The sequence below is a fragment of the Morganella sp. EGD-HP17 genome (genome assembly GCF_000512315.2).
Lineage (GTDB): Bacteria > Pseudomonadota > Gammaproteobacteria > Enterobacterales > Enterobacteriaceae > Morganella > Morganella morganii.
In genome coordinates this window covers 196239-209329 of the sequence record NZ_AZRH01000004.1, presented here as the reverse complement: position 1 = coordinate 209329, position 13091 = coordinate 196239, and the positions used below count along the sequence as shown (strand labels likewise).

At 52.4% G+C, this 13091-nt stretch carries 12 protein-coding genes; 5 read left to right on the top strand and 7 right to left on the bottom strand.

Annotation, left to right across the window (positions count from 1 at the left end; all coding sequences use genetic code 11):
* Positions 1-16: 16 nt before the first annotated feature.
* Genes gyrB through dnaA form a run of 4 tightly spaced genes read right to left on the bottom strand, consistent with a single transcriptional unit; the run spans position 17 to position 6048 of the window.
* Positions 17-2431: a DNA topoisomerase (ATP-hydrolyzing) subunit B gene (gyrB, locus tag X965_RS06615; protein ID WP_004236715.1), complete on the bottom strand. Its 2415-nt coding sequence runs from the start codon at positions 2429-2431 to the stop codon at positions 17-19.
* A 27-nt stretch (positions 2432-2458) separates the two neighbouring features.
* On the bottom strand, positions 2459-3541 hold the full coding sequence (gene recF, locus X965_RS06610; protein ID WP_004236714.1) for a DNA replication/repair protein RecF: 1083 nt from the start codon (positions 3539-3541) through the stop codon (positions 2459-2461).
* 4 nt (positions 3542-3545) lie between these two features.
* Positions 3546-4646, bottom strand: a complete 1101-nt coding sequence (gene dnaN / locus X965_RS06605) for a DNA polymerase III subunit beta (RefSeq protein ID WP_004236713.1) — start codon at positions 4644-4646, stop codon at positions 3546-3548.
* Positions 4647-4650: 4 nt separating this feature from the next.
* Positions 4651-6048: a chromosomal replication initiator protein DnaA gene (gene dnaA / locus X965_RS06600; RefSeq protein WP_015422366.1), complete on the bottom strand. Its 1398-nt coding sequence runs from the start codon at positions 6046-6048 to the stop codon at positions 4651-4653.
* Between the two features lie 752 nt (positions 6049-6800).
* Here dnaA and rpmH point away from each other — a divergent pair.
* The 5 genes from rpmH to mnmE all read left to right on the top strand — a co-directional run bounded on the left by rpmH (position 6801) and on the right by mnmE (position 10648).
* Positions 6801-6941, top strand: a complete 141-nt coding sequence (gene rpmH, locus X965_RS18920) for a 50S ribosomal protein L34 (protein WP_000831330.1) — start codon at positions 6801-6803, stop codon at positions 6939-6941.
* Positions 6942-6956: 15 nt separating this feature from the next.
* Entirely contained in the window at positions 6957-7316 is a 360-nt protein-coding gene (rnpA, locus tag X965_RS18915) for a ribonuclease P protein component (protein WP_071592722.1), read from the top strand.
* Positions 7280-7537, top strand: coding sequence for a membrane protein insertion efficiency factor YidD (yidD, locus tag X965_RS18910; RefSeq protein WP_015422368.1), 258 nt, complete (start codon positions 7280-7282; stop codon positions 7535-7537). The genes rnpA and yidD overlap by 37 nt, the downstream gene beginning before the upstream one ends.
* A gap of 2 nt (positions 7538-7539) precedes the next feature.
* A complete protein-coding gene (gene yidC, locus X965_RS06590; protein ID WP_036417475.1) occupies positions 7540-9162 on the top strand; it encodes a membrane protein insertase YidC in 1623 nt (540 codons plus the stop codon).
* A 121-nt stretch (positions 9163-9283) separates the two neighbouring features.
* Positions 9284-10648, top strand: a complete 1365-nt coding sequence (gene mnmE, locus X965_RS06585; protein ID WP_024473709.1) for a tRNA uridine-5-carboxymethylaminomethyl(34) synthesis GTPase MnmE — start codon at positions 9284-9286, stop codon at positions 10646-10648.
* Between the two features lie 11 nt (positions 10649-10659).
* On the opposite strand, the gene X965_RS06580 is transcribed toward mnmE, so the two are convergent.
* The 3 genes from X965_RS06580 to X965_RS06570 all read right to left on the bottom strand — a co-directional run bounded on the left by X965_RS06580 (position 10660) and on the right by X965_RS06570 (position 13091).
* Complete coding sequence (locus X965_RS06580) at positions 10660-11607, bottom strand: DMT family transporter (protein WP_032098052.1); 948 nt, start codon at positions 11605-11607, stop codon at positions 10660-10662.
* Positions 11604-12197 carry a TetR/AcrR family transcriptional regulator gene (locus tag X965_RS06575; protein ID WP_004236707.1) on the bottom strand — a complete coding sequence of 198 codons (594 nt, stop codon included), beginning with the start codon at positions 12195-12197 and terminating at the stop codon, positions 11604-11606. Before X965_RS06575 ends, X965_RS06580 begins: the two co-directional genes overlap by 4 nt.
* A 96-nt stretch (positions 12198-12293) precedes the next feature.
* Positions 12294-13091 (bottom strand): energy transducer TonB, encoded by a 798-nt coding sequence (locus X965_RS06570; RefSeq protein WP_036417473.1) that lies wholly within the window; start codon positions 13089-13091, stop codon positions 12294-12296.

The window sequence follows — 13091 nt, the reverse complement described above, 5'->3', positions numbered from 1 at the left end:
CAGAGAGAGGAAAAAATTATACGTCGATGTTTGCCGCTTTCAGGGCATTCTCTTCGATAAAGGCACGGCGCGGTTCAACATCATCACCCATCAGTGTGGTGAATAACTGATCCGTTGCAATTGCATCTTTTACCGTGACCTGCAACATACGGCGGGTTTCCGGGTTCATGGTGGTTTCCCACAGCTGTTCCGGGTTCATTTCACCCAGCCCTTTATAGCGCTGTACAGCCAGACCACGGCGTGATTCTTTCATCAGCCAGTCCAGTGCCTGCTCAAAGTTGCTGACGTTCTGACGGCGTTCACCACGGACAACATAAGCACCTTCTTCAATCAGACCACGGATAAGCTCACCCAGTTTGGAGATACGGGCATATTCGCTGCCGTGAACAAAATCGAAATCCAGATTGTAGTCAGTATCCACACCGTGGGTACGGATAGTCAGTACCGGCTCAAACAGCTGGCGCTCTTTGTTTTCCGCAATACGGTAGCTGTAGGTGCTGCCGTGCTCTTCATGACGGGTCAGGCGCTCTGTCAGGCTCTGTGCCCAGGCTTCCACCTCGGTTTTGTTCAGCAGCGCGGATTCTTCCAGTTTCGGCTGGTAGACCAGGCTGTTTAACAGTGCCAGCGGATAGAGACGCTCTAAACGGCGGATAATTTTGTGTGCGCCGTTGTATTCGTGCAGCAGTTTTTCCAGATGTTCGCCCTGAATCGGAGCTGCATTTTCGTTTACATACAGTGCCGCGCCATCCAGTGCGATAGAGACCTGATACTGCTCCATCGCTTCGTCATCTTTAATATACTGTTCCTGCTTGCCTTTTTTCACTTTATACAGCGGCGGCTGTGCGATATACACATAACCGCGCTCAATGATTTCCGGCATCTGACGGTAGAAGAAAGTCAGTAACAGGGTACGGATGTGTGAACCATCGACGTCGGCATCGGTCATGATGATGATGCTGTGATAGCGCAGTTTGTCCGGGTTGTATTCGTCGCGGCCGATACCGCAGCCGAGTGCGGTGATCAGGGTGGCAACTTCCTGAGAAGCCAGCATTTTATCAAAACGCGCCTTCTCAACGTTCAGGATTTTACCTTTCAGCGGCAGGATAGCCTGGTTCTTACGGTTACGCCCCTGTTTTGCAGAGCCGCCCGCAGAGTCCCCTTCCACTAAGTACAGTTCGGAGAAGGCCGGGTCGCGTTCCTGACAATCCGCCAGTTTACCCGGCAGACCGGCTAAATCCAGCGCGCCTTTACGGCGGGTCATTTCACGGGCACGGCGTGCAGCTTCACGGGCGCGTGCGGCATCAATAATTTTGCCGACAATGATTTTGGTGTCGTTCGGGTTTTCATCCAGATATTCAGACAGCTTTTCGTTCATCAGGGTTTCAACCGCCGTTTTCACTTCGGAAGAGACCAGCTTGTCTTTAGTCTGGGAGGAGAATTTCGGATCCGGCACTTTGACGGAAATGACCGCCACCAGTCCTTCACGGGCATCGTCCCCGGTGGTGCTGACTTTGGATTTTTTATTCAGCCCTTCTTTCTCAATATAGCTGTTGAGGGTACGGGTCATGGCGGCGCGGAAACCGGCGAGGTGAGCACCACCGTCGCGCTGCGGAATGTTGTTGGTGAAGCAGTATACGTTTTCCTGGAAGGAGTCATTCCACTGCATGGAGATTTCCACGCCGATATCGTCTTTCTCAGTGGAGAAATAGAAAACGTTGTTATGAATCGAAGTTTTGGCGCGGCTTAAATATTCCACGAATGCTTTGATACCGCCTTCGTAGTGAAAGTGATCTTCTTTGCCGTCGCGTTTATCGATCAGACGGATCGATACACCGGAGTTCAGGAAGGAGAGTTCGCGCAGGCGTTTTGCCAGAATGTCGTACTGGAATTCAGTCTCGCCTTTGAAGGTGTCCATGCTCGGCCAGAAACGCACGCGTGTCCCGGTTTTATCGGTTTCGCCGACAACAGTCAGGCGATCCTGCGGTTCACCGTGGCGGTAAATCTGCTCGTGAACTTTGCCGTCACGGCGGATAACCAGTTCCAGTTTTTCAGACAGGGCGTTAACAACAGAGACCCCGACGCCGTGCAGGCCGCCTGAGACTTTATAGGAGTTATCATCGAACTTCCCGCCGGCGTGCAGAACAGTCATGATAACTTCTGCGGCGGAGACGCCTTCTTCTTCATGGATCCCGGTCGGGATACCGCGACCGTCATCCTGTACGGAGACTGAATTATCATTGTGAATGGTCACAATGATGTCTTTACAGTAACCGGCGAGGGCTTCGTCGATAGCGTTGTCAACAACCTCGAAGACCATGTGGTGTAAACCGGTTCCGTCATCGGTATCACCAATGTACATTCCCGGGCGTTTACGCACCGCGTCCAGCCCTTTTAATACTTTGATACTTGAGGAGTCATAGGTATTCGACATCAACGTTTCCCGCTCATCTAATCCTGATTATTGAACCTGTATTTTACCTTTTTCCACGACAAAGAGGCGACTGTTTTCATCCGCCATATCACTGACCTGTTCAGGGGTGATGGCACTGACAAAAACCTGTGCCTGTGTGGCTTTCAGCCGGTGAGCCAGTAAAAGACGGCGCCCGGCATCCAGTTCGGAGGCAAAATCATCAAGCAGATACAGGCATTGCTGCCCGCTCTGACGGGTGAAATATTCACCCTGTGCTAACCGCAGCGCGCACATCAGCAGTTTTAACTGACCACGTGAAAGTAAATCTTCCACCGGCACCCCGTCCGCTCTGATCCGTAAATCCGCTTTATGCGGGCCGGAGGCGGTGTAGGTCAGTGCGCGGTCCCGTTCAAACTGGCGCTGCAGAAGCTCTGAATAATCGGTCTCTTTATCCCATCCGCGCTGGAAAGAGACACTCAGCGAAAATTCAGGTAAAAACTGCTGACAGGTCTGCTCAATATCCTGAGCAATCGCTGTCACATAATTCTCCCGCCACTGACTGACCTGCTCAGCAACCGGAATCAGCTGCTGATCCCAGTGGCGGATCTGACCGTAATTCGATACCTGGCGGAGGGCGGCATTGCGCTGTCTCACCAGACGTTTTAAATCACTCCACAGCGCAAAAAATTGCGGTTCATTGTGGAAACAGCCCCAGTCAATATAAGCCCGGCGGAATTTCGGCCCGCCGTTGAGCAGGGTAAAGCCTTCCGGGGTGATAAGCTGCATCGGCAGTAATTTTGCCAGCTCGGCAATTTTATGGCCGTCAGTGCCGTCAATGCGGACCTTGCTGTCACCCTGGCGGTTTTTACTCAGGCCGACGCTGGTGGCCCGGTCTGTCTGTTCCTGCCCGAGTTTGCCGTGCAGGATAAATTCGTCGTTATCATGGCGGATAACACGCCCCGCCTGTACTGAGCGGAATGCCCGGCCGTGGCCGAGTGTGTAAATGGCTTCCAGAACACTGGTTTTACCGCTGCCGTTCGGGCCGACCAGAAAGTTAAACCCAGTGGCCAGCGGTAAATCCGCATTTTCGATATTGCGAAAATCACGGATAAGTAAACGCGAGAGGATCATCGTGTTACAGGCGCATCGGCATCACAACGTAAGCGGCTGCATCACTGGCGTCATCTTCAATCTGCACGCTGGAGGTGGCATCGGTCAGTTTCACCGAGACATCTTCGCATTTCAGTGTGTTAAGAACATCAAGGACATAGCTGACGTTGAACCCGATTTCCATGTCCGTTCCGTCATAGGTGACATCCACGATCTCTTCGGCTTCTTCCTGCTCCGGGTTATTGGCGGTAATTCTGAGCTGATTGTTGCTCAGGTAAATCCGCACGCCGCGGAATTTCTCGTTCGATAAAATCGCCGCACGGGAAAAAGCCTGCTTCAGCATATCACAATTTGCCGTCAGCGTTTTGTCCGGGTTCTTCGGCAGGACACGGCGGTAGTCCGGGAAGCGGCCATCCACCAGTTTGGAGGTGAAAATAAACCCGCCGACATGGGCGCGGATGTTGTTGCTGCCGATTTCGAGTTTCAGCAGGGCATCGCCGCCGTCGAGCAGGCGCATCAGTTCGATAACCCCTTTACGCGGCACGATCACCGAATGGTCCGGCAGTTCCTGTCCGATATCCAGCGAGCAGACCGCCAGGCGGTGCCCGTCTGTGGCGACAGTACGCAGCACAGAGCCGCTGGTTTCAAACAGCATGCCGTTTAAGTAATAGCGGACATCCTGATGTGCCATGGAGAACTGGGTGGATTCAATCAGGCGTTTCAATGTTGCTTGCGGCAGAGAGAAAGTGACATCACTCTGCCAGTCATCCAGATTCGGGAAATCCGAGGCCGGTAAAGTGGACAGCGAGAAGCGGCTGCGCCCGGAGCGGACCAGAAGACGGTCACCGTCAAGCTCAACACTGATTTGCGCGCCGTCCGGCAGACCCCGCCAGATATCCAGGAACTTCCGGGCCGGTACCGTGGTTTCGCCGTTTTCATGCGGCTGGTCCAGCGGAACGGCGGCCATCATTTCCATCTCAAGGTCTGTCCCTGTGAGATGCAGTACGCCATCAGAGACTTTCAGCAGTAAGTTACCCAGAATCGGTAGGGTCGGGCGACCGCCCAACGGACTGCTGACCTGTTGTAAGGGTTTTAACAATTGCTCACGTTCAATGATAAATTTCATAGCGCTATGATGATAATGTCCGGATTAAGTTAGAAAAATCTTCTTTGATGTCGTGGCTTTCCTCACGCAGCTGCTCGATCTTACGGCAGGCGTGCAGAACGGTCGTGTGGTCACGGCCGCCAAAAGCATCCCCGATTTCTGGCAAACTGTGGTTTGTCAGCTCTTTTGCCAGTGCCATCGCCATCTGGCGCGGCCGGGCGACAGAGCGCGAACGGCGTTTGGAGAGCAGATCAGCCACTTTAATTTTATAATACTCAGCAACAGTTTTCTGAATATTATCGATGGTGACCAGTTTCTCCTGCAGTGCTAACAGATCCCGCAGTGCTTCACGCACAAAATCGATGGTAATCGCCCGCCCGGTAAAGTTGGCGTTGGCAATCACCCGGTTCAGTGCACCTTCCAGTTCACGGACATTGGAGCGCAGACGTTTCGCAATAAAGAAAGCCACTTCATCCGGCAGGCGGATGTTGTTTTCATCGGCTTTTTTCATCAGGATGGCGACCCGCGTTTCCAGTTCCGGCGGTTCAATGGCAACGGTTAATCCCCAGCCGAACCGCGATTTCAGGCGATCTTCCACCCCGTTAATTTCTTTCGGGTAGCGGTCGGAGGTCAGGATTATCTGCTGATTACCTTCGAGTAAGGCATTGAAGGTATGAAAAAATTCTTCCTGAGAACGCTCTTTGTTAGCAAAGAACTGAATATCATCTATCAGTAAGGCATCGACAGAACGGTAGTAACGTTTGAACTCTTCAATCGCGTTGTTCTGTAAGGCTTTGACCATATCCTGCACAAAACGTTCTGAGTGCATATAGACCACTTTGGCGTTGGCTTTGCTTTCCATAATGCTGTTGCCGACGGCATGTAATAAGTGGGTCTTACCCAGACCGGTTCCGCCGTATAAGAACAGCGGGTTGTATGCGCCACCCGGGTTATCCGCCACCTGACGGGCGGCTGCGCGCGCCAGCTGGTTCGATTTACCTTCCACAAAGCTGTCAAAGGTGTGTTTCGGGTTAACGTTGGAACGGTAAGCCACATCCGGTTCCGCGCTGTTATCATGCCAGCTCGGGCGCAGTGCGGGGGCTTTTTCCCGCGAAGGCGGCTGTTTCATCGTCCGTGACGGGGGAATACTTCTTTCCGGTGTGCTGACAGCGCCGGCCGGCTTATTACCGACCTCAAAGCGCAGTTGCGGAATTTCGTTGCCGCAGAAATCGGACAGGAGCGCATTAATGTTATTAATGTACTTCTCCCGTACCCAGTCGAGCACAAACCGGTTTGGGGCATAGAGCGCCAGAGTGTCATCACTCAGCTCAGCCTGAAGGGGGCGTATCCACATACTGAATTCTGTGGCAGGTAATTCATCCTGCAAACGGGCAAGACATTGCTGCCAAAGCGAAAGAGACACGGTGAACTCCCCTAAACAAGACCAGTCAAAGAAACAGAATAAGATTTTTCACGCAGACACAGCACATACAGACGAATTGTCCTCTGCATGTTTCAACGGACACGTCAGTGTACAAAAGTGGGGCTGTGTTATGGACGATCATTCCCTGCACCGGCGATCACCGCACGGGTGAAAATGATCGTGACGACGGATCATATCGCAAAAGCGGGACAAGATCCTCATCCTTTTACACAGTTTTCCGGGTTTTTATCCACAGGGGCTGTCAGCCCGTCCGGAGCGGGATTCAGGCCGGAGTATAACGAATCCGGGCAGGAGAATACAGCGGGAAAATCCCGTTTGGGGATAAGTTTTGGTGAATTATCCTCAGGCTGAAAAAACGCATTCAGGATCAGGCGCGCGATCGAATATTCACGGATCGCGGATCGATCCTTGCGCTTTGCCGGGGAGTCCGTATAATCTTGCACCCTGTGCGCGTTATCTGTGTCTTGATGCGGTGATGTGTGCAGGCAGGTTATGGGTAAATGCAATTATGTGCAGAAATCTGTGTTATCGCGCCATCTTTGATTGACGGACAGGCCCGGATTTTATTACAATCTCGCATCTTTCCATATTGATGTTGCGATAAGGCACAGAGGTCAGCCACTTTCCGTGATGACCCTTTCAGCAGAAAGATGAGAATCCGCCGCTGAATTTACTGTTTGCCGATGCGTTTACTGAATCAGTAATAATTTAAAGTTTAGGTAGAAACCGCTATGAAACGCACTTTTCAACCGTCCGTACTGAAGCGTAACCGTTCCCATGGTTTCCGCGCTCGTATGGCCACTAAAAATGGTCGTCAGGTTCTGGCTCGCCGTCGTGCTAAAGGCCGCGCTCGTCTGACCGTTTCTAAGTAATAAAGCTAACCATACGTGGTTAAGCTCGCTTTTCCGAGGGAGTTACGTTTGTTAACTCCCGAGCATTTCAACTTTGTCTTCCGGCAACCACAACGGGCAAGTACTCCTGAAATAACACTTCTGGGACGCCGTAATGAGCTGGAACATCCCCGCATTGGTCTTACCGTCGCTAAAAAAAACGTTAAACGGGCTCATGAGCGCAATCGCATTAAACGGTTAGCGCGTGAATACTTTCGTCTGCACCAACATGAGTTGCCCGATATGGATTTCGTGCTTCTGGTAAGAAAAGGGGTATCGGAGTTGAGTAATCGCGAGATTACGGAAGCATTGGGTAAGTTATGGCGTCGTCACAGTCGCTTGGCGCACGCTTCCTGATCCTGTTAATCAGAGGTTACCAGCTGGTGATAAGTCCGCTGCTGGGACCACGTTGCCGCTTCACACCAACATGCTCGCAATACGGAATTGAGGCATTGCGCAGGTTTGGTATGATAAAAGGCGGTTGGTTAACGGTGAAACGCGTATTAAAATGCCACCCTTTACACGAAGGTGGTGATGATCCTGTCCCACCTAAAAATGATGATAACAGAGAACATTAACGATGGATTCGCAACGTAATCTTCTATTCATCGCTTTGCTACTCGTATCCTTCTTTGCATGGCAGACGTGGGAAAGTGATAAGACACAAGCACTTAACGCGGCTACTCAGGCAACGCAGCAGACGACAACGCCAAGTGGTGAAAGCAGCGGGCAGAACAAATATATTACGGTCAAAACAGATGTGCTGTCACTGAACATCAATCTGCGCGGCGGTGATATTGATGAAGCTGACCTTTTGGCTTACCCGGCAACCTTAAAATCCGCAGATCCGTTCCGTTTACTGGAAACAACACCTGAATTTGCCTACCAGGCAATCAGTGGTTTAACCGGTGTGAATGGTCCGGATAACCCGAATAATTACAAAGATCGCCCGCTGTATACCACTGAAAGCGATACATTTGTGCTGGCGGAAGGCCAGGATGAACTGCGTGTTCCTCTGACTTTCGTTCTGGATGGTGTCACGTATGTGAAAACCTATACCCTGAAGCGCAAAGATTATGCCATCAGTGTTGATTACACCATCAAAAACGACACCTCAGCTCCGCTGGAAATGGCGTTTTTCGGTCAGTTAAAACAATCTGTGAATTTACCGGAACGTCTTAACAACGGCAGCAGCAACTTTGCGCTGCATACCTACCGTGGTGCGGCGTACTCGTCTGAAGACACTAACTACAAAAAATACAGCTTCAGTGATATCGAAGATAAGCCACTGAACATCAACACCAATGTTGGCTGGGTGGCGATGTTACAGCAGTATTTTGCGACAGCGTGGGTTCCTGAGAAAGGCACCACCAATAACTTCTATACGCTGTACAGTGCCAAAACCGGCGATGCATTCATCGGTTATAAGAGTGATGCAATCCGTATCGGGGCAAACAGCGAAGCGAAATATAACGCAACTCTGTGGGTCGGACCGGAACTGCAGAACGAAATGGAAGCTGTGGCACCGCATCTGGACTTAACCGTTGATTATGGCTGGTTATGGTTCATTTCTCAGCCGCTGTTCAAGTTACTGAAGTTTATCCACAGCTTCATCGGTAACTGGGGCTTCTCCATCATCGTTATCACCTTTATCGTCCGCGGTATCATGTATCCGCTGACCCGTGCGCAATACACCTCTATGGCGAAAATGCGTATGCTTCAGCCGAAGCTGAAAGCAATGCGTGAGCGTATCGGTGATGATAAACAGCGCATGAGTCAGGAAATGATGGCGCTGTACAAAGAAGAGAAAGTGAACCCGCTGGGTGGCTGCTTACCGCTGATCATCCAGATGCCTATCTTCCTGGCACTGTATTACATGCTGATGGGCTCAGTGGAACTGCGTCACGCGCCGTTTATCGGCTGGATCCATGACTTATCCGCACAGGATCCGTACTACATCCTGCCGATTCTGATGGGTGCAACGATGTTTGTGATCCAGAAACTGTCTCCGACAGCGGTCACCGACCCGTTACAGCAGAAGATTTTCACCTTTATGCCGGTGATCTTCACAGTCTTCTTCCTGTGGTTCCCGTCAGGTCTGGTGCTGTACTATATCGTCAGTAACCTGGTGACTATCCTCCAGCAGCAGATTATCTATCGCGGCCTGGAAAAACGCGGTCTTCACAGCCGCGACAAAAAATAAGCCCGTGACCGGCGGGGAATCTCTGCCGGTCTTATAGTATTATTTAAAGGCGGTCATATTGACCGCCTTTATTGTTTATCACACGGTGAGAAAGAGAGACATGGTCATGAATAACGCTGAAATTCAGAGCACCGATACCATTGTGGCACAGGCAACCCCGCCGGGACGCGGCGGAGTCGGTATTTTGCGTGTGTCCGGCCCGCAGGCGGCACAGGTGGCTCAGATTGTACTGGGGAAACTCCCGAAAGCGCGTTATGCCGATTATCTGCCTTTCCGTGATGAAACCGGCAAAGTGCTGGACCAGGGGATTGCAATTTTCTTCCCCGGCCCGAACTCCTTTACCGGTGAGGATGTGCTGGAACTCCAGGGACACGGCGGACCGGTTATCCTCGATTTATTGTTAAAACGTATTCTGCTTATCGATAATATCCGTATCGCCAATCCCGGTGAGTTTTCAGAGCGTGCATTCCTTAATGACAAACTGGATCTGGCACAGGCGGAAGCCATTGCTGACCTGATTGATGCCAGTTCGGAACAGGCGGCCCGTTCGGCGATGAATTCATTACAGGGCGCTTTCTCCGGGGAAGTGCATCAGATGGTGGAAGCACTCACTAACCTGCGGATTTATGTCGAAGCAGCAATCGACTTCCCGGATGAGGAAATTGATTTTCTCTCGGATGGTGTGATTGAAGCCAAACTCGATACCGTTATTGCTGACCTGGAACGGGTTCGTTCTCAGGCGCGTCAGGGCAGCCTGCTGCGTGAAGGGATGAAAGTGGTGATTGCCGGGCGCCCGAATGCCGGAAAATCCAGCCTGCTGAATGCTCTTGCCGGACGCGAAGCTGCGATTGTCACTGATATTGCCGGAACCACCCGTGATGTGCTGCGTGAACATATTCATATCGACGGTATGCCGCTGCATATCATTGATACTGCCGGGCTGCGCGAAGCCGGGGATGAAGTGGAGCGGATTGGTATTGAACGCGCCTGGCAGGAAATTGCACAGGCAGACCGCGTCCTGTTTATGGTGGACGGTACCACGGTGGATGAACAGACCCCGGAGCAAATCTGGCCGGAATTTATGTCCCGCTTACCGGCCGGTATCCCGGTCACCATTATCCGCAATAAAACCGATATCACCGGGGAAACCACCGGTATCACAGAGCGGAACGGCGATACGCTGATTAAACTTTCTGCCCGCGAAGGCCACGGTATTGATTTGCTGCGCGATCACCTGAAAACCACCATGGGATTTGAAGGCAACACTGAAGGCGGATTCCTCGCCCGCCGCCGTCATTTACAGGCACTGAACACTGCGGCAGAGCATCTGATCTCCGGTCACGAGCAGTTAGTGGTTGCCCGCTCCGGCGAATTACTGGCAGAAGAATTGCGTCTCGCCCAGCAGGCACTGAGCGAAATCACCGGTGAATTTACCTCCGACGATCTGCTCGGGCGCATTTTCTCGAGTTTTTGTATCGGGAAGTAAGCTGACAAACCCTAACACTGATTCGGTTTAACGACAGCCACATTCACTGCCTGTGCCTTACGCCGGGCAGGTAGTGTAATACAGACCAGACAGGTGAAAATCAGTGCGACTCCGGCCCAGCCGGCGGTGGTGAGTTGTTCGCCGACAATAATGGCGGCGAGTGCGGCGGCGACAACCGGTTCCAGCAGTGTAATTGTGGTGGCGGTACTGGCGGGAATACGTGCCAGTGCATAACCGAAACAGACATAGCCCAGAAACATCGGTACACAAGCCATGTAAATGCCGACTGCGGCGTTCTGCCACGAATCCAGGAATGGTGCGCCGTAAAGTGCTAATACTGGCATCAGCAGTAATCCCCCGATCCCGAAAATACCGCCCATAGCTGCCCGTGACGGAATGTTGCGCTGCATCAGGCGGCGCGCGGCCCAGGAATAAAGCGCATAAGTAAAGGCGGCGAGTAATCCCAGTATGACACCTGTCAGTGTGGCGGATGCATCCGCTGCAGCAATCTGTTCCGTGCCGCCGGAAAGGGAAAGAAGCGCAATACCTGTCAGGCCGAGTACTGCACCGCTCAACCAGCGCAGTGTCATGCGGGCTCCGTCCATGATAATTTCAATAATTGCCGATAAAACCGGTGCCGTTCCGATCGATACTACGGTGCCGATAGTCACCCCGGCCAGTCGCATTGAGCCGTAAAAGGCGAGCGGATATACGGCAACAGCAACGGCACCCAATAACAGCAAATGCCATTGCTGCCGGAAAGTGCCGAGGCTGCGGCGGATCGGTGTGATGGCAATCGCGGCCTGGAGCAACCCGCCGAAACCCATGGCGGCAGCACCGATAGCAACAGGACTGACATCCGGTGCGAAGGTGGCAGAAACCCCGGTGGTTCCCCATAAGAAGGAGGCCAGGATAATGACGGCAATTCCGGCAAAGTGGCCTTTGGGTGTCTGGATCACAGCGCCTCCAGCATGGTTTTTGCCATGGCGGCAGCCTGTAATACCCGTGCCCCGTGCTCTTCCAGCCCGGCGAGTACAATCGCACCTTCCAGTAAGAACGCCAGGTGTGCGGTCAGTTGCTCTGCTTTCGCGGTGTCTTCCGGCAGCAACTGATAAAGGTTCTTGCGGATAATATCAGCTACTTCAGATTTGTGAGCACACACTTCGCGACGTTCCTCACTGCCGGCCGGAAACTCAGCGGCTGCGTTCAGCAGGCCGCATCCCCGGAATCCCCGTTCATAGGCAAACTCAGCATGGTCGTGATAAGCATCAAATACCGCCAGGATCCGCTGTACCGGGGTTGTTGCCTGTTGCAGACGGACATCATATAACGCCAGCCATTCTTCATGCCGCAGCCGGATGTAAGTGGTCACCAACTCAGCTTTGGAGCTAAAATTGTTATACAGACTTTTTTTGGCGACACCGGCCTTTTTGGTGATCGTATCAATACCGGTTGCCGCAATGCCCTCGTTGTAAAACAAGATGCCTGCGGCTTCCAGTAAACGGTCTCTGGCACTGAGCCGGGTCTGTGTTGCGTCGGTGTCCTTCATCCGGAAAATCTCTTGTGTTTAATTAATAGGTAGACCAGTATACCTATTAGCTCTGTGTGCACAAGAAATAATCACTGTCGTGAATACACTCAGCCGTTAAAAACCCTTGTTCAGCTGAAAACGTAATGAGAATGTCACCCTCCGTTTTGCACCTGGTGGCGGCGTACCGACAGCAGCAACCCTGATGACAGCATCCATTGCGGCGTTATCCAGTAATTCATAACCGGAAGAGCGGGTAACGACCGGTGCAAAAGGTTTGCCGTTATCGTCGAGAGAAAAGGAAATGGTGCTGATCCCCCGCTGCCCGGCGCTGCGGGCCCGGCGGGGGTAATGTTTTTGCTCCTCAATTTTTTGCCGCAGCAGGTTAAAGTAATCCTCCTGTGCTTTCCGGTTATCGGCTCCTGCGGTGGCAGAATTTGTCGGGGATACTGCCTGTCCGCCGGACTGCTGCTGTGTGGTTTTATCCTTTCCGGTATCTGCGGTGGTTGCTGTGGTAACCGGTTCTGATTTCTCCGCCTTTTTGTTCACCGCTTTTACTGCCGGTTTTGCTGATGGCGGTTTGGTTGTTTTCTCCGGTGTTTTCCGGCGGGCGGTTGCCAGTTCTGCCTGAGACGGTGATTCCTGTGGTGGTGGTAATTGTTCCGCTTCCGGCTCTGTTTCCTGATATACAGGTGTTGCATTCATCTGAATGGCAACGGAAACCGCTGGTGTTTGTCCCCGGTTATCAATCTGATGCTGTTGCGGGGTGGTCACCGGGGGGCTGCCCGTGATGAGCAGCCCGGCGACGGAGAAACACACACCGATCGCAGCAACAGAAACCATCTGCTGCCACGTTCCGGTTCTTTCCCGGGAAAACAGGAAAGGCGGATGCGGTAATGCTATTGCGCCGTACAT